The sequence below is a fragment of the Ruminococcus sp. 1001136sp1_2201st1_G3_2201SCRN_220225 genome (assembly GCF_040924365.1).
GTDB classification, from domain to species: domain Bacteria; phylum Bacillota; class Clostridia; order Lachnospirales; family Lachnospiraceae; genus Blautia_A; species Blautia_A faecis.
Genome location: NZ_JBCOME010000072.1, coordinates 1 through 16,424, shown reverse-complemented (window position 1 = coordinate 16,424; position 16,424 = coordinate 1). Strand labels below are relative to the sequence as shown.

The 16,424-nt window shown below is 43.8% G+C and carries 15 protein-coding genes, 1 tRNA gene, 1 other RNA gene and 1 pseudogene; 14 read left to right on the top strand and 4 right to left on the bottom strand.

Annotated features, from left to right (window positions below; genetic code table 11):
• Nucleotides 1–298: 298 nt before the first annotated feature.
• Nucleotides 299–372 (bottom strand) — tRNA-Pro (locus tag AB5642_RS17690).
• 238 nt (nt 373–610) lie between these two features.
• Between AB5642_RS17690 and AB5642_RS17685 the strand changes: the two genes are divergently transcribed.
• From AB5642_RS17685 to AB5642_RS17675, 3 genes are all read left to right on the top strand, one after another.
• Nucleotides 611–1,630: a DUF6128 domain-containing protein gene (locus AB5642_RS17685; protein ID WP_330590357.1), complete on the top strand. Its 1,020-nt coding sequence runs from the start codon at nt 611–613 to the stop codon at nt 1,628–1,630.
• A gap of 127 nt (nt 1,631–1,757) precedes the next feature.
• Nucleotides 1,758–2,267, top strand: a complete 510-nt coding sequence (tadA, locus tag AB5642_RS17680; RefSeq protein WP_118577972.1) for a tRNA adenosine(34) deaminase TadA — start codon at nt 1,758–1,760, stop codon at nt 2,265–2,267.
• Nucleotides 2,268–2,401: 134 nt separating this feature from the next.
• On the top strand, nt 2,402–2,839 hold the full coding sequence (locus AB5642_RS17675; protein ID WP_118577971.1) for a GatB/YqeY domain-containing protein: 438 nt from the start codon (nt 2,402–2,404) through the stop codon (nt 2,837–2,839).
• Nucleotides 2,840–2,962: 123 nt separating this feature from the next.
• On the opposite strand, the pseudogene AB5642_RS17670 reads toward AB5642_RS17675, so the two are convergent.
• Nucleotides 2,963–3,037: pseudogene (locus AB5642_RS17670) on the bottom strand (DUF6783 domain-containing protein); the annotation flags it as partial.
• Between the two features lie 42 nt (nt 3,038–3,079).
• An RNA gene (gene ffs / locus AB5642_RS17665) (signal recognition particle sRNA large type) lies at nt 3,080–3,341 on the bottom strand.
• Nucleotides 3,342–3,824: 483 nt separating this feature from the next.
• Here ffs and AB5642_RS17660 point away from each other — a divergent pair.
• The 8 genes from AB5642_RS17660 to AB5642_RS17625 all read left to right on the top strand — a co-directional run bounded on the left by AB5642_RS17660 (nt 3,825) and on the right by AB5642_RS17625 (nt 11,652).
• Nucleotides 3,825–4,904, top strand: a complete 1,080-nt coding sequence (locus AB5642_RS17660) for an ATP-dependent 6-phosphofructokinase (RefSeq protein ID WP_334284973.1) — start codon at nt 3,825–3,827, stop codon at nt 4,902–4,904.
• 30 nt (nt 4,905–4,934) lie between these two features.
• On the top strand, nt 4,935–6,560 hold the full coding sequence (gene dnaX, locus AB5642_RS17655) for a DNA polymerase III subunit gamma/tau (protein WP_368371799.1): 1,626 nt from the start codon (nt 4,935–4,937) through the stop codon (nt 6,558–6,560).
• 204 nt (nt 6,561–6,764) lie between these two features.
• Complete coding sequence (locus AB5642_RS17650; RefSeq protein WP_021924790.1) at nt 6,765–7,121, top strand: YbaB/EbfC family nucleoid-associated protein; 357 nt, start codon at nt 6,765–6,767, stop codon at nt 7,119–7,121.
• Entirely contained in the window at nt 7,121–7,717 is a 597-nt protein-coding gene (gene recR, locus AB5642_RS17645; protein WP_118577969.1) for a recombination mediator RecR, read from the top strand. Before AB5642_RS17650 ends, recR begins: the two co-directional genes overlap by 1 nt.
• A 20-nt stretch (nt 7,718–7,737) precedes the next feature.
• Nucleotides 7,738–8,871 carry a LacI family DNA-binding transcriptional regulator gene (locus AB5642_RS17640; RefSeq protein WP_118577968.1) on the top strand — a complete coding sequence of 378 codons (1,134 nt, stop codon included), beginning with the start codon at nt 7,738–7,740 and terminating at the stop codon, nt 8,869–8,871.
• Between the two features lie 273 nt (nt 8,872–9,144).
• Nucleotides 9,145–9,798: a fructose-6-phosphate aldolase gene (fsa, locus tag AB5642_RS17635; protein ID WP_021924793.1), complete on the top strand. Its 654-nt coding sequence runs from the start codon at nt 9,145–9,147 to the stop codon at nt 9,796–9,798.
• Between the two features lie 88 nt (nt 9,799–9,886).
• Nucleotides 9,887–10,726 (top strand): transketolase, encoded by an 840-nt coding sequence (locus AB5642_RS17630; RefSeq protein WP_118577967.1) that lies wholly within the window; start codon nt 9,887–9,889, stop codon nt 10,724–10,726.
• On the top strand, nt 10,714–11,652 hold the full coding sequence (locus AB5642_RS17625; RefSeq protein ID WP_368371798.1) for a transketolase family protein: 939 nt from the start codon (nt 10,714–10,716) through the stop codon (nt 11,650–11,652). The genes AB5642_RS17630 and AB5642_RS17625 overlap by 13 nt, the downstream gene beginning before the upstream one ends.
• A 142-nt stretch (nt 11,653–11,794) precedes the next feature.
• Here AB5642_RS17625 and yyaC read toward each other — a convergent pair whose 3' ends face one another.
• On the bottom strand, nt 11,795–12,325 hold the full coding sequence (yyaC, locus tag AB5642_RS17620; protein WP_294427335.1) for a spore protease YyaC: 531 nt from the start codon (nt 12,323–12,325) through the stop codon (nt 11,795–11,797).
• A gap of 339 nt (nt 12,326–12,664) precedes the next feature.
• On the opposite strand from yyaC, the gene AB5642_RS17615 reads away from it, so the two are divergent.
• Genes AB5642_RS17615 through AB5642_RS17605 form a run of 3 tightly spaced genes read left to right on the top strand, consistent with a single transcriptional unit; the run spans nt 12,665 to nt 16,066 of the window.
• The gene (locus tag AB5642_RS17615) at nt 12,665–14,047 is read left to right on the top strand and encodes a LysM peptidoglycan-binding domain-containing protein (RefSeq protein ID WP_368371797.1); all 1,383 of its coding nucleotides are present in this window, start codon (nt 12,665–12,667) and stop codon (nt 14,045–14,047) included.
• Nucleotides 14,048–14,097: 50 nt separating this feature from the next.
• Complete coding sequence (locus AB5642_RS17610) at nt 14,098–15,342, top strand: DUF5711 family protein (RefSeq protein ID WP_118577963.1); 1,245 nt, start codon at nt 14,098–14,100, stop codon at nt 15,340–15,342.
• 10 nt (nt 15,343–15,352) lie between these two features.
• Nucleotides 15,353–16,066 carry a CvpA family protein gene (locus AB5642_RS17605; protein WP_179988326.1) on the top strand — a complete coding sequence of 238 codons (714 nt, stop codon included), beginning with the start codon at nt 15,353–15,355 and terminating at the stop codon, nt 16,064–16,066.
• Nucleotides 16,067–16,424: the final 358 nt, after the last annotated feature.

The following is a 16,424-nucleotide window of genomic DNA, read 5'->3' as shown; positions in this document are numbered from 1 at the left end:
TGATTTTGGCATGAAAAATACCTCCAAAGTAACAGATTTTTATATTTAATCTGTCTACTTTAGAGGTATCATATCAAATGTGGCTATCGGTTTTATTTATGTTTTGTAAGATTTTTTCAATGGCGAAGTGTCCAGGAATGACGGTGTTTTTTTTAGAGCGTTTTTAGAGCAAATCTTAGAGCGAAGTTTCCGAACATCCGAAAATTGATTTTTCGAACACTGGTGTGAGGTGAGTGAAAAACATAAAAAACACCGAAACCCTTGATTCCTCAAGAATTTCGGCGCCTCTGCCAAGTAGTCGAAGTGACGGGATTCGAACCCACGACCTCTGCGTCCCGAACGCAGCGCTCTACCAAACTGAGCCACACTTCGTCAACTGCAAGTGATATTATACATAGAATATACTGGCTTGTCAACAGAAAAATTGAAAAAATTCAAAAAATTTCAAAAAGAATTGAAATTAACCAGGTCTTATTTGGGGAGAGGCAATTAAATTAATTCATTTGAACAGATGTTCCAAGTGAAACAGAATGCGTTTTTATGAATGAAAATTCTGTTTTTTCATATACATTAATGAGTGAGATGCATAAAAAGGGGAGGGCGTCAGTTGGTGGGATATCGGCGTTTTATCGCATATGTATATGAATACCGAAAAGGGAAAAAGGGAGATAATTGTGGCTTTATGAAGGTGGAAGTGAGAAATCACATGTGTACAATTGAACCACATCTTCAGGTAGGAAACCTGGCAGCAGGAGAAGTGTGCAAAGTATATGGATTTGTGCGAAAAGAGGGACTGATGAATGGAATTTTGCTGGGCAGCTGCAAAACGGAGGCAAATAGAATCGAATGTCTGGTGGAAACAGACGGAATGGATATGGGGGGCTCGGGAATTCCTCTGGAAAAAATGGGAGGTATGATTTTGCTTACAGAATCGGGAGGCTTTTTTGGAACAGAGTGGGATGACCAGACAATCCGCCCGGAGAATTTTAAGGAAAGTATAATAAAGAAAGAAGAAACTGGTACCGTATGTGAAATAATAAAAGAGAAAGCAGAAGAAAAGCTGGAGAATGAAAGCAAGCCGGAAACAGATTCCACACCTGATTTAGATGACAGGCATGAAGTGGAGGATGTGGTGGAACAAATGCAGGATGATCTGCTGGAAGCAGAAGAAATGATAAGTGATGAACCACAAGCAAAAGATGAGCCAACCGTGGGGGAAATATGGGAAGCAGAGCAAAAAATTACCTGTAGAGTAAATACAAAACAAGAGGAAAAGGAGAAAACCATAGCACTTCCATTTGGTCAGCCCTTCTGCCCGTTCCAAGACAGCGATCTGAACCAGTGCTGGAAAATTACACCCCAGGATCTGGTCCATTTTCCAAGAAGACAATGCGCCCTTCGCAACAACCGTTTTTTGCAATACGGATACTACAATTTCGGACATCTCCTTCTGTGCCACAGATCAAATGGCCGGTACATACTTGGTGTACCCGGAAGCTACGACCAGCAGGAACAGTTTATGGCAGGCATGTTCGGCTTTTCCTGCTTCAAAGAAAGCAACTGTATCAAGGTGAAAAAAGGCAGGGGAGGGTACTGGTACCGTGCGATTGATCCACCTGCCGGTTGTTAAAATTGACATCCCTGTGCGAACTGCCTATAATAAAGCTATTGCCGCTGCGGCGCCTGAAATGAAAATGACAGCGCAGCGGCAAAAATGCCGAGATTCACCATAAAGTAGTAGAAAGTAAAGGTAAAAAATGCTTACAGATCAGGAACGTTATATGAAAGAGGCAATTCGCCAGGCAAAGAAAGCCCGGGCATTGGAAGAGGTGCCAATTGGCTGTGTGATCGTTTGCAACGGGCAGATCATTGCAAGAGGCTATAATCGGAGAAACACGGACAAGAATACCCTTTCTCACGCAGAATTGAACGCGATTAAAAAGGCAAGCAAAAAATTAGGAGACTGGAGACTGGAAGGCTGCACGATGTATGTAACCTTAGAGCCTTGCCAGATGTGCGCCGGAGCGCTTATGCAGTCCAGAATTGACCGTGTGGTTATCGGCAGCATGAATCCAAAAGCAGGATGTGCCGGTTCTGTGCTGAATCTTTTGGAAATGGATGGCTTTAACCACAAGGTAGAAGTAATCCGCGGTGTCCTTCAGGAAGAGTGTTCCATCATGCTTTCCGATTTTTTTCGCGAGCTTCGGGAAAAGAAGAAAATGCTGAAAAAATCTTTGGCAGAGCAGGTTGGAAAATCAGAAAATTAGTGGTATGATAAAAAACAAAGCAAAAAATACATCAAGTCGTCTGAAATGCCACAGGATGAAAGAATTATGATTTGATGGAACGTTGTGGAACATTATGTAAACAACCACATAGAAAATGACAGGAGGAAAATACAATGGAACTTGAAGCATTGAGAAAAGACATGGTAGCTGCCATGAAAGCAAAGGATAAAGTAACAAAGGATGCAGTCTCTTCCCTGATTTCCGCAGTGAAGAAGGTGGCAATCGACGAAGGCTGCCGTGACGATATCAGTGGCGAACTGGTTGACCGTGTTATCCTGAAAGAGCTGAAATCTGTGAAAGAGCAGATCGACACCTGTCCGGAATCCAGACAGGATCTGAAAGATGAATATCAGGCAAGATATGATGTGATTGCGAAATACGCTCCAAAGCTGATGGACGCTTCTGAGATCAAGGCTTACCTTACAGAGAAACATGCAGACTTGATCGCTTCTGGAAACAAAGGACAGATCATGAAGACTATTATGCCAGAGCTGAAGGGCAAGGCTGACGGCAAGGTGATCAATCAGGTCGTAGCGGAGCTGTGCAAATAATTTCTTACAGCTTGCATTCAAAATAGAATAGCAAACTAAAAATAGGACACATATTGTAAAAATGGCGTGAACAATACATTCACAGCCCTGATACAATATGTGTCTTTTTGTTTGCCTGGGGCGTACCGCGCCAGAGCCTGTTTGAAAAAGCATTCCCGTAATTTGCCCGCCCCATTTTGCAGAAATCTTTTTTAACACAAAAAAAGAACGTCCTCACAGACGTTCCACAATCCTCTTCTTTCGCGCGCCGCACCTCGGAATGGTCTCACAGACGTTACCTCTACAGTTAACTCAGTCCAGGCACCCTCACGGCACACAGGAGATTCTACTTAGTGCTGCTACATTCCTGTCCTGACACGGTTCATAGAGTCCTGTTGCGTAAGACCCAAACGTCAACGCCACTTATAAAGGGCAGCTCCACAAGATACAAGCCTCAGATTGGCATCACCCCTGCTGTAGCGGATTGCAGGTACAGGGCACCGCTATCTCCCCGGCTGCGCGGAATTTAATTATAAAGGAAGACTGTGGATTTGTCAAGCCACTGCTGCAAAACAGCAAAAAAATTTAATGTATTGTCAAGCCGGCGTTACTGTTCACTGGTAACATTCCGCGAGGTGTTTTTTGTGAACAAAGTTCACAGAAAACCCGAGAATTGCGGCGCGAAATCATGCGAATGCATGATTTCTGTGCATCGCGAAGCGCGTTACTGGTCACGGAGTGAACAGTAACAAGCCGGCTCCAGAAATATCTGGTTGCAAATTACTTGTTGTGTCAGAACGGGAAATATTATATAATATAAACAAACTTGCCCCGCGATTTTTACGCTGCCCAGACGTAACAGAACAGCGGTCACTGCTCACTTTGTGATCAGTAACGAACAGAGCTCGCGGATCAAATTTCAAAATGTAGTTTTTACTGGAGCGCGTAGCTTGCTGGAATGATTTTTGAAATACGCTCTAGAGACACAGAAATGGAGGGTACTATGATTAAAAGAATCGGCTTATTAACAAGCGGCGGTGACTGTCAGGCATTAAATGCCACCATGCGGGGAGTTGTAAAAGGGCTTACAAACAGCATTGATGATCTGGAAGTATACGGCTTTGATGATGGATATAAGGGACTGATCTACGGCAAATACCGTATGCTTACATCCAAGGATTTTTCCGGAATCCTTACACAGGGCGGAACTATTCTTGGAACATCCAGACAGCCGTTTAAGCTTATGCGCGTACCGGATGCCAATGGACTGGACAAGGTTGAAGCTATGAAGCAGACCTATTACAAGCTTTGCCTTGACTGTCTTGTAATCCTCGGAGGAAACGGAACCCAGAAAACAGCCAACCTCTTAAGAGAAGAAGGTCTGAATATCATCCATCTGCCTAAGACCATCGACAATGATATCTGGGGTACAGATATGACATTCGGGTTCCAGAGTGCAGTAAATATTGCAACAAACGCTATCGACTGCATTCATACAACAGCAGCATCCCATGGCCGTGTATTTATCGTAGAAGTTATGGGACACAAGGTAGGAAGCCTTACTCTGCACGCAGGAATTGCCGGCGGAGCAGATATTATCCTGATTCCGGAAATCCCATACGACATTGAGAAGGTAGTTGCAGCTATCCAGAAGAGATCTAAAGCTGGCAAGCGTTTCACCATTCTTGCAGTGGCAGAAGGCGCCATTTCCAAAGAGGATGCCCTTCTTTCCAAGAAAGATTACAAGAAAAAGCTGGAAGACCGCGCGAAGAAGTATCCTTCCGTATCCTATGAAATTGCAGACAAGATTACCCAGAAGCTTGGTTCTGAGGTACGCATTACAGTTCCGGGACATACACAGCGAGGTGGGGCACCATGTGCATATGATCGTGTGCTTTCCACAAGAATCGGAGCAGGAGCAGCAGAGGCTATTCTGGACGGAGAATATGGCATCATGATCGGTATTGTAAATGGCAAAATCAAGAGAGTACCTCTTGAAGAATGTGCCGGCAAGCTGAAAATGGTTTCTCCGAAAGACCAGACCGTTAAGGCTGCAAAGCAGATCGGAATCAGCTTCGGCGATTGATTCCCTGCTGTTAGAAAGGAGTTTCCATAAATGAGCTATACTGCTCTATACCGGAAGTTCAGACCGGATAATTTTGACGATGTCAAGGGACAGGATCACATTGTAACTACCCTGACCAATCAGATCAAGCATAACCGTATTGGTCACGCGTATCTGTTTTGCGGCACCCGAGGAACCGGTAAGACTACCGTTGCAAAAATACTGGCAAAAGCAGTAAACTGCCAGCATCCGGTAAATGGAAGTCCCTGTGGTGAATGTGACATGTGTAAGGCGATACAGGCTGGCACCTCCATGAACGTGATCGAGATCGATGCAGCGTCCAATAACGGCGTTGACAATATCCGTGAGATCCGTGAGGAGGTGGCCTATCGTCCTACTGAAGGAAACTATAAGGTATACATTATCGACGAGGTTCACATGCTTTCGACAGGAGCGTTTAATGCTCTTCTGAAAACACTGGAGGAACCTCCGTCTTATGTTATCTTCATTCTTGCCACCACAGAGGCCCACAAGATACCGATCACTATTTTGTCCAGATGTCAGCGATACGATTTTCACCGCATCACTATTGATACAATTGCGGAAAGACTGGATGAACTTTTGAAAATCGAAGGCGTAGAGGCAGAAGAAAAAGCCGTCCGTTATGTGGCAAAAGCCGGAGACGGTTCCATGCGAGATGCACTAAGCCTTCTGGATCAGTGCATTGCCTTTTACCTGGGGCAGACACTGACTTATGATAAAGTCCTGGAGGTTCTGGGAGCGGTGGATACAGAAGTGTTCAGCAAGCTTTTGCGAAAAGTGCTCCAGGGAGATGTGACAGGTGCGATACGCACTCTTGAGGATCTGATCATAGGCGGAAGAGAGCTTGGACAGTTTGTAGGAGATTTTACCTGGTACATGCGTAATCTCCTTCTGGTAAAAACCTCCGAGAATCCGGAGGAAGCCATTGATGTATCATCTGAGAATCTGAAACTTCTAAGGGAAGAAAGTGAGATGGTGGATGTAGAAACGCTGATGCGCTACATCCGTATTTTTTCTGACCTGTCCAGTCAGATCCGCTATTCCACCCAGAAGCGTGTTCTGGTGGAGATTGCTCTGATCAAACTGTGCCGTCCGGCGATGGAGACCAATCTGGATTCTGTTCTGGATCGTCTTCGTGTTTTGGAACAGCGCATGGACGAGCGGCCTGTTCAGCAGGTATTTGTCCAGCCGGGAGCCACTGGCAGCGCCGGAAGTACAGGAGCCGGATCGGATGGCAGTGCAGAAGCCATGGCAGCAGCACCTGAGAAAGCGGCACCCGAGGATCTGCAGAAGATTGTAGCCAGCTGGAAGGTGATCGTAGGTCAGACCAGCGGCATTTTCAAACAGATGCTCCAGAAGTCTATTCCCAAATACAATGGCCAGACCGGTGAACCGATTCTCTACATCGAATTCCAGGATTTCCTTGGAAAAACCTATGTAGATAATCCGGAAGCAGAGGAAGAACTGAAGAATATCATCCTGGCCCAGACTGGCAAGAGTGTAGAACTTAAGATGGTGGTGGCAAAAGAGCACAACCATACCAATCTTGCCAAGCTTACTGTAGATCAGGCTCTCCGGGAGAATATCCATATGGATGTTGTTGTGGAGGAAGATCCTGACGATGCAGAAGAATAAAAGTGTTGCTGTTTGATTTTTGTGCAGCAACATAAGAGTTGCCGTGAAAGCGACGAACGAGAAGTAAATTAATAATATTTGCAGAAAATGTGAATATTGTTATGAAAAATGATTTTTGCTGCCGCAAATGTTATAGAGCCTGTTTGAAAAATCAGAAATGCGGAATCCAGCATGAAATCAGAACAGTTAAAGGAGGACTTTGTAATGGCAAAGCGTGGAGGATTTCCAGGCATGGGTATGCCGGGGAATATGAATAACCTTATGAAGCAGGCGCAGAAAATGCAGCGCCAGATGGAAGAGAACCAGAAAGCTCTTGAGGAGAAAGAGTTTACTGCAGCAGCCGGCGGCGGAGCTGTAGAAGTAACTATCTCAGGTAAGAGAGAAGTGACCAAGGTGAAGCTTGCAGAGGAAGTTGTAGATCCGGATGACATCGAGATGCTTGAAGATCTTATTGTTGCAGCAACTAATGAAGCACTTCGCAAGGTTGAGCAGGAGAACCAGGCTGTAATGTCCAAACTTACAGGAGGTCTGGGAGGACTTGGCGGGGGTCTTCCATTCTGATGGAATACTACAGCAGTCATATCAATAAACTGATCGAGCAGTTTTCCCATCTTCCGGGAATTGGGGCAAAATCTGCCCAGCGCCTGGCTTTTCATATTATGAATATGCCAAAGGAACAGGTGCAGCAGCTTACCAATGCAATCACCGATGCCCGGATGAACGTACAGTACTGTAAGTGCTGCTACACCCTTACGGATAAAGAAATGTGCCCAATCTGCAGCAATCCCAAAAGAGATCACAGTACGATTATGGTAGTGGAGAACACCAGGGATCTTGCTGCTTATGAAAAAACCGGTAAATTTGACGGAGTTTATCATGTACTTCACGGCGCAATATCCCCTATGCTGGGAATTGGTCCGGATGATATCAAGTTGAAAGAGCTGATCATGCGACTTCAGGGAGATGTAAAAGAAGTGATCATTGCCACCAACTCCAGTCTGGAGGGGGAGACTACAGCAATGTATATCAGTAAGCTGATCAAGCCTACTGGGATCAAGGTCAGCCGTATTGCCAGTGGTGTGCCGGTAGGCGGTGACCTGGAATACATTGATGAGGTTACCCTGCTTCGGGCACTGGAGGGAAGGGTAGAACTGTAAGATGGCAGGAGGTGATTTTTGTGGCACGCAAAAAAGTGACTTCATCAGATGTGGCAGAGAAAGCGGGAGTTTCCCAGGCAACGGTTTCCATGGTTCTGAACCATAAGTATAATGTTTCTTTTTCCCGAGAAACAGTGGAAAAAGTGGAAAGCGCGGCCAGAGAACTGGGCTATCAGCTTCCGGGCCACAAAAATAAAAAAGAGAACAAAAAGGAAAAAATGATTGTTGTCTTTTGCCCAACTATTACCAGCCCTTACTATGTGATGCTCCTTCAGGGAATCGAGGCGGTAGCCAACGAGCGTGGCTACGGAGTTTTCATCTGCAATACCCAGCGTGATGCCAGGCTGGAAGAGAAGTATCTGCGCATGATACGCGCCATGGCACCCCAGGGGATCATTTATGCCTGCAATCCCCACCCGGACTATATCAGCCAGGTAGAAGAGATGGCAAGAAGCATTCCGCTGGTCATCATTAGCAACAAAGAAAAAATCAGTACAGTAGATGCTATTAATCAGGACAACACAGAAGTGGGACGACTTATGGCGAGGCATCTGCTGGATCTGGGACATCGGGATGTGGCCTTTATTACGCCGCCGCTTACCAGAAGACAGTGGCAGCGTTCCAAACGAGTGGATGGTTTTGTCCGTGAGTTTGAGAAGGCTGGGCTTTCCGGACATGTGATCATCCGGGCTGCTGACGAATCCGTTGACCGTCGCAATCCTAAGACGGATTCCGAGTATTCTATGGGCTATGCCCTGACCAGGTCTCTTCTGGAGGATGGCAGCAGATTTACTGCCATTGCCGGACAGAATGACATGATGGCCATTGGTGCTGTGGATGCTCTTCAGGATGCCCGTCTGAGAGTGCCGAAAGATGTATCTGTGATCGGCTGCGACAATATTTTTTATTCCGGAATTCGCAGAGTGTCACTGACTACCATTGATCACTTCGTTGATCTGAAGGGCAGGGATGCCTGTGACATTATCATCCGGAAAATCGATACAGGCATCCGTTTCGGGGAAGGCATCCGTCCCACAAGTGTATATAATATTGAGTATAATCCTAAGATTATTGTGCGAAAAACCACCGGTTATGCACGTATGGATAAACCGGATCCCATAAACGAAAAATCCGAAGAAAATAAGTTTAAATAAATAATTTACTGGAAATTATTAGTAATAATTTAAAAAAAACATCTGGTAAAATTGCTGGAAAAACTGATTGATACAGTAGAAAATTGATTGATACCATACTAACAAATTATAGAATGATTAATAATAGACGAAATTATTAATTGAAATTTTATTAATAATTCGCTCTCTGCCTTGACCTGTAAATGAAGTCTGCTATAATGAAAGCATATGAACAGTGCAAGACAAAGGAAGCGCTGCAACGCTCTAGTCTAATTCATTTAGGAGGAAGAAATCATGAAATTTTTTATTGACACAGCAAAAGTAGAGGATATTAAGGCAGCTAACGATATGGGAATTATCTGTGGCGTAACTACAAATCCATCCCTGATCGCGAAAGAGGGAAGAGATTTCAATGAAGTAATCAAAGAGATCACAGAGATCGTCGATGGACCGATCAGCGGCGAGGTTAAAGCTACTACAACAGATGCAGAGGGAATGATCCGTGAGGGACGCGAGATTGCCAAAATCCATCCGAACATGGTTGTAAAAATTCCTATGACATGCGAAGGCCTGAAAGCAGTTAAAGTTCTTTCAAAAGAAGGCATCAAGACAAATGTAACTCTGATCTTCAGCGCTAACCAGGCACTTCTTGCAGCAAGAGCTGGTGCTACATATGTATCTCCATTCCTTGGAAGACTGGATGATATCTCTACAGACGGTGTTGAGCTGATTCGCCAGATCGCTGATATGTTTGCAGTTGCAGGCATCGATACCGAGATCATCGCAGCAAGTGTTCGTCATCCAATGCATGTAACACAGTGCGCACTTGCAGGTGCTGATATCGCTACTGTACCATTTAAAGTACTTGAGCAGATGACTCATCATCCGCTGACAGACGCTGGTATTGTTAAATTCCAGAATGATTACAAGGCTGTATTTGGAGAATAATTAACCGAGAAATTATTTTACGTAAGAATTCAATCCGGTTGTGATTCGCACATCATGATATCAAGGGAAATAATAAGGAGAATTGAAAATGGAGAATTTAGAGCTTCAGAAAGTTGCCAACGAAGTCCGCAAAGACATCGTAACAGCACTGCATGCTGCTAAAGCTGGTCATCCAGGCGGATCTTTATCAGCAGCAGATTTATTTACTTATCTTTATTTTGAGGAAATGAATATTGATCCTAAGGATCCGAAGAAAGCAGATCGCGACCGTTTTGTCCTTTCCAAAGGTCATACTGCACCAGGTCTGTATTCTGTACTGGCTGAGAGAGGTTATTTCCCGAAAGAGGATCTGGTGACACTTCGTCATCTCGGATCTTACCTTCAGGGACATCCGGATATGAAGCATATTCCTGGCGTCGATATGTCCAGCGGTTCCCTTGGACAGGGAATCTCTGCAGCAGTTGGAATGGCACTTTCTGCAAAATTATCAAATGACAGCTATCGTGTATACACACTTCTTGGAGACGGCGAGATCCAGGAGGGGCAGGTATGGGAAGCTGCAATGTTTGCAGGAGCAAGGAAACTGGACAATCTTGTAGTGATCGTTGATAACAATGGTCTTCAGATCGATGGTAAAGTTGAGGACGTATGCTCCCCATACCCGATCGATAAGAAATTCGAAGCATTCAATTTCCATGTAATAAATGTAGCTGATGGAAATGACATGGCGCAGTTGCGCGCTGCTTTTGACGAGGCAAAGACTGTGAAAGGAATGCCGACTGCGATCGTTATGAAAACAGTAAAAGGCAAAGGGGTATCTTTCATGGAGAACCAGGTTGGCTGGCATGGAAAAGCTCCGAACGATGAAGAGTACGCACAGGCTATGGCAGATTTGGAAAAGGTAGGTGAAGCATTATGTCAGAAGTAAAGAAGATTGCCACCAGAGCAAGTTATGGTAACGCTCTCGTAGAACTTGGAAAAAAACATGATGATCTGGTTGTTCTGGACGCTGACCTTGCTGCAGCTACACAGACCGGAATCTTTAAGAAAGCATTCCCGGAGCGTCATATCGACTGCGGTATTGCAGAGTGCAACATGATGGGAATTGCTGCCGGAATCGCAACAACTGGAAAAGTACCTTTCGCAAGTACTTTTGCTATGTTTGCTGCAGGACGTGCTTTTGAGCAGGTTCGCAACTCTGTTGGATATCCGAAGCTGAATGTTAAGATTGGTGCTACCCACGGCGGAATTTCCGTTGGTGAGGATGGTGCTACGCACCAGTGTTGCGAGGATTTTGCACTTATGCGTACAATTCCGGGAATGGTTGTTGCATGCCCGTCTGATGATATTGAAGCAAAAGCAATGGTAGAGGCAGCTTATGAGCATGTAGGCCCTGTTTACATGAGATTTGGCCGTCTTGCTGTTCCGATTATCAATGATAATCCGGATTATAAATTTGAACTTGGCAAAGGTATTGTTCTCCGCGAGGGAAAAGACCTTACCATTATTGCAAACGGACTTTGCGTAGCTCCGTCTCTGGAAGCAGCTGCGAAACTGGCAGAAGAAGGAATCGAGGCAAAGGTTATTAACATCCACACCATCAAACCTCTTGATGAGGAGCTTGTTGTAGCAGCTGCCAAGGAAACAGGCAAAGTTGTTACTGTTGAAGAGCATTCCATCATCGGCGGCCTTGGCGGTGCTGTATGCGAGTGCCTTGCTGAGAAAGCGCCTGTACCGGTTAAACGTATTGGTATCAATGATGTTTTCGGAGAGTCTGGCCCGGCGGTTGCTCTTCTTGAGAAATATGGCCTCGATGCAGCCGGTATTTATAAACAGATCAAAGCATTTATCTAATTGGGATGTGTCTTTTCTGTATGGTGTTGGCGCCAGCAGGCGTTATGTCTGTTTTTACAGAAAACCTTTTGGAAATCCGAAAAAGTGATATGCTAAATAAGCATACGGCAAATGGAAGTGAAAGCTTCTGTTTGCCGTATTGTTATATAAAATTTCCAAGAATCCCCTGTGCAATGGTGTCAGCCAGCGTGATCACAGTGGAAAGTCTTGTTGTCTGTAAAGTCAGATATTCCAGAATTCCTGCAATATTTACAATCCCAGTAATATAAATATCCCCCACAGGCGGCAAATCTTTCTGAACAGCCGCACCTGGGTAAAGAGAACCGTTTCCGATTGTCACGTAGCCCAAATGTCTTTCATCGCCTAGAGACGCGTCTATAGCAATTACAAGGGCAAACGGATGGTTCCTTGAAATAAAGTCCGTTATATCGGATAGATTGACGGCGTGAACCGGTTGATTTAATGTACCGTAAACAAAAATTCCAGGAAGCTGATGCTGGCTTAAACGATAGCCTACATAAGGTCCCAGACAGTCTCCGGTTACCCGGTCACTTCCAATGCACAAAAACACAATTTCAGCCCAGTCCCGTTTATGACGCTTAATACATTTTTCCAGAAGCCGTGCAATTTCTCTGGAAGAATCTGGTTTTTTGGTATTTACATAAAAAGGCATAAAAGTTCTCCCACTTTAAAATTTTCATAAATAAGCAAACTTACCCGATTGCTTATGGACGATAATTTGCAGCTGTAGCTGTCTGATATAATCCATCTTATCCTATATCTGGAAAAAATATGCACCTGGCTGAGTACAAAAAAAACACATCGAAATCTATATGCTGCACTTTACGTGACATTCTGCCGGAATTCAATTGCAGCAGTTCGCTGTCCCCTTCATCCCGACAAATATTTCCTTTGCGAAAACTGTCGCAAAATTCTGTGAAACAGGTCTTATATTCCGCTAAAATCTGCATTTCTCATGTGATATTCTCATACCCGAAGGGGTGATGTGACTATGATAGAAGTTATCTACAAAGAAGAGAAACAGGAGGCGAAAAATGGGGAAAATCTTTTTAATCTGCCGAGAAATATACGTCAGGTAGGATTGACAACCGGAAATATGCGTATTTATATTGAAGATTACGTATACACATTTCTGACAAGGCTTGCCAGGAATGCGGTCGGTTCCGGAAAAGAACAAGGCTGTGTAGCTGTTTTTACAGGCGAAACAAAATGGAACAATGGTATAACCTATCTTTTCATCCGGGGAGCTTTGATGGTGGAAGATATGGAAGCTGCATCCGATCATATTGATTTCTCTGAAAAAATATGGGCAAAAATACAGGAAGACCAGGCAAAATATTTTCCGGGACAGGAAATAACAGGCTGGTTTTTTTCGCGCCCTCAGATGTATATGGAAACAGATGAATTGCTGACCCGAATCCATCTTCGGTATTTTGGCGGTGAAAAAGTGCTTATGCTTATGGAACCTGCAGAAAAAGAAGAAGCTTTCTTCTTCTTTGAAAATGGCCTTATGGTCCGGCAGCGGGGATATTACATTTATTATGAGAAAAATCCGCTGATGCAGGAATACATGATTGAAAAAAATAAAGATTTTGCGCCGGAATTTACAGAAAATGTGTCTGACGAGGCGGTTGTTTCTTTTCGAAAAATCATCCGGAACAAGAAAACAAAGAAAGCAGAAAAGACAGAGGAAAAGCCCCAGGAGGAAATGGAGCGTACCTCTGTTTTTTCATATGCAGCAACGGCCTGTCTGGTACTTGCTGTACTGGCTGTAGGAGCGGGCTTTTACAGAAATTACGGTGGTTCGCCGGTACAGCTTGAAGATGATTATGCAGTGACTGTTATGTCAGGAAAAACAGAGGAAGATGCATCAGAAGAAAAGCAGGCGGAAAATGACACGAATCAGATACAGGATGTTTCCAAACAGGAGAAAAGGCCGGAAGAGCAGTTGGAAAGAAATGCTTCGGTGACTCCCCAAATAACGCAGGAAGCTGCTGATACAGAAATAAGTGATGAAACCGGGAATAGCTGGCAGGACAGCGAATCTGATTTTGCAAATGAGGCGGAAGCAGCAGAACAGACAAAAGCTGAGGAGCCGGCAGAAACGGTGGATCAGACGGAAACTTTTTCCCAGGAAGCTGATGAACGGAAAATAAAGAAACAGAGCACTAACGCAGAAGAACAGACGGATTCCAGTGCACAGGCCTCATCTGACGGCATATACGAAACTTATGTGATTAAACCAGGCGATACTTTATACCAGATCAGTATTTCCCATTATGGAAATATGGATGCCATCCCGGAAATCTGCCGCCTGAATAATCTGGAAGAAAACCAGGTGATTTATCCGGGGCAAATGATTGTATTACCTTGACCGGATGTGGTATAATCGAAAAAATAGAAAATACAAGGCAAGGTTAAATTATGGCAAACACATTCAAAAATATCAAAAAGAAACTGCGGCGGAAACGACTTCTGGCCGAGAAACGCCATCTGGAAAAAGCCCAGGCCGGAGCTGGTGGAAATGAAGCTGCGAGAAGAAAAATCAAAGCTGCTTTGCGAAGAAAGAAAGCTGTGCTGAAACCGGTTGCCGTGATATTGATTGCTGTATTTGTGGTCTTGGCAGGCTTTCTTTTTCTGGAAAAAAGAACTTACCGAAACTATAAAGTACAGGTGACCAGTGAGCAGGAAGATACTGTTTCCACCCAGTACACCTATCTGTCAGGTAAGATTCTGCGCTATAGCTCCGACGAGGTATCTCTGGTAAACAACAAGCTGGAAACCGTATGGTCACAGACATATGACATGCAGAATCCTGTGGCAGATGTTTGCGGTGACTGTGCCGTGATTGCTGATAAAGATGGTACATCCATGGTTTTTCTCGACAAAAATGGAATTACCGGGACGGTATCTACTTCTTACAGTATTGTAAAGGCGAAAGTTTCCAAAACAGGAATGGCAGCAGCAATTCTGGATGGCGGCGACCACACCTGGATCAATTTTTACAATTTAGATGGAAGTCTTGTGGCAGAAAATCAGACTAATATTCAGGATCCTGGGTATCCTATGGATGTGGCACTGGCAGATAATGGCGTTGTGATGATGGTGGCATATCAGTTTGTGGACAGCAGCGAGACCACCAGTTACATAGCTTTTTATAATTTCGGAGAAGTTGGACAGAACGAAGATGACCGTATTGTAAGCGGGTACACGTATGATGGAGTAGTAGTTCCGCAGATTCAGTATCTTGGCAGCAATGCAGTTGCACTACGGGATGATGGATTTACCATATATTCCGGGCGTCAGATTCCCAAAGAACTGAAAACAGTCCAGGTTGAGCAGGAGATTATCAGTACTTTTTATGATGAAAACAACATTGGCCTAGTATTTAAAAATGACAGCAAAGACAAACAGTATACTATGCAGGTATATTCTTCTGCTGGCAAGTTGAAATTTAGCAAGGATTTTAATATTCCATATACCACTATCAGAATGAGTGATGATTATATTGTTATGTACAACAGTTCCCAGCTTTGCGTGTTGAATAGCAACGGCTCCGAGAAATATTTTGGAAGTGTGGATGGAACAGTGAAAGACTTTTTCAAATTGGGGTGGAATAAGTATTTGCTTGTTATGGATACTGGTGTAAATGTGATAAAACTCAGTTAAGGAGAATGAAATGGACATAAGCTGGACTTGGCTTGGCATTGTGGTGCTTGCACTGATTATTTTTGCATGCGCTTCCGGATTTCGCAGAGGCTTTGTAAAAGAAATCGTATCTGCTTTTTTTATGATCATATCCTTTCTCCTTGTATGGGTGATTAATCCATATGTAAATACATTTGTGAGAGAGTATACACCTGTTTATAATATTGTTCAGAGTAACTGCCAGGAACTGGTCATGGAACAGACAGGCAGCCAGAAAGCTCTGGATAAAGAAGAACAGACGCAGATAATGGAAAAAATGGAACTTCCGGACATATTGAAAACTTCTCTTATGGAAAATAATACTGCAGAGACATACCGCTATCTTGCAGTCAGTACGTTTGCGGAATATATAGCAGATTCGCTGGCTGTCATGATCGTAAATGGAATATCATTTCTTTTATCCTTTATAATTTCTGCAATCGTGATCAGACTGTTGAGTTATATACTGAATGTTCTGACAAATCTTCCTGTGATAAAGGGCGTGAATAAAATTGCCGGAGGTGTAGTGGGTGGTGCGAAGTGCATAATCTTTATCTGGATCGGGTTTCTGATCCTGACGCTGCTCTGTGATACTACGATTGGAAAACAGGGAATGGCTCTTGTTGAGCAGGATACAGTACTGAATTTCCTGTATAATCAGAATATATTTGTGAAAGTGTTTATGAGTGTTTTCTACGGAAATTGAGCACAAATGTCAAATAATGTAAAAAAATCAAAAAAATTGAAAAAAGGGGTTGACGAATGGCAACTCTGATGATATACTAAATCTCGCTTCTGAGGAAGCGGGATTTCATTTTGAAAAACTTCAAAAGTTTTTTAAAAGAAATTAAAAAAAGTTGTTGACAAACGAAAATGCTTGTGGTAATATAAACAAGCTGTCGGACAGACAACGACAGATAAACAACCTTGATAACTAAACAGTGAAACACATACGATTCTCGAAAATTCTTAACGAATCATCATTCGAATGAATGAACTTTTTATAACAGTAATGACGAGAGATAACTAAGCTAGTTGGTTGTCTTGAGTACATCAAACACTTT

Coding starts and splice junctions, on each gene's coding strand:
- tadA (WP_118577972.1), top strand. CDS start 1,758: ATGCTTACAGATCAGGAACGTTATATGAAAGAGGCAATTCGCCAGGCA.
- AB5642_RS17675 (WP_118577971.1), top strand. CDS start 2,402: ATGGAACTTGAAGCATTGAGAAAAGACATGGTAGCTGCCATGAAAGCA.
- AB5642_RS17605 (WP_179988326.1), top strand. CDS start 15,353: ATGGACATAAGCTGGACTTGGCTTGGCATTGTGGTGCTTGCACTGATT.
- AB5642_RS17650 (WP_021924790.1), top strand. CDS start 6,765: ATGGCAAAGCGTGGAGGATTTCCAGGCATGGGTATGCCGGGGAATATG.
- dnaX (WP_368371799.1), top strand. CDS start 4,935: ATGAGCTATACTGCTCTATACCGGAAGTTCAGACCGGATAATTTTGAC.
- AB5642_RS17615 (WP_368371797.1), top strand. CDS start 12,665: ATGATAGAAGTTATCTACAAAGAAGAGAAACAGGAGGCGAAAAATGGG.
- recR (WP_118577969.1), top strand. CDS start 7,121: ATGGAATACTACAGCAGTCATATCAATAAACTGATCGAGCAGTTTTCC.
- AB5642_RS17630 (WP_118577967.1), top strand. CDS start 9,887: ATGGAGAATTTAGAGCTTCAGAAAGTTGCCAACGAAGTCCGCAAAGAC.
- fsa (WP_021924793.1), top strand. CDS start 9,145: ATGAAATTTTTTATTGACACAGCAAAAGTAGAGGATATTAAGGCAGCT.
- AB5642_RS17625 (WP_368371798.1), top strand. CDS start 10,714: ATGTCAGAAGTAAAGAAGATTGCCACCAGAGCAAGTTATGGTAACGCT.
- yyaC (WP_294427335.1), bottom strand. CDS start 12,325: ATGCCTTTTTATGTAAATACCAAAAAACCAGATTCTTCCAGAGAAATT.
- AB5642_RS17610 (WP_118577963.1), top strand. CDS start 14,098: ATGGCAAACACATTCAAAAATATCAAAAAGAAACTGCGGCGGAAACGA.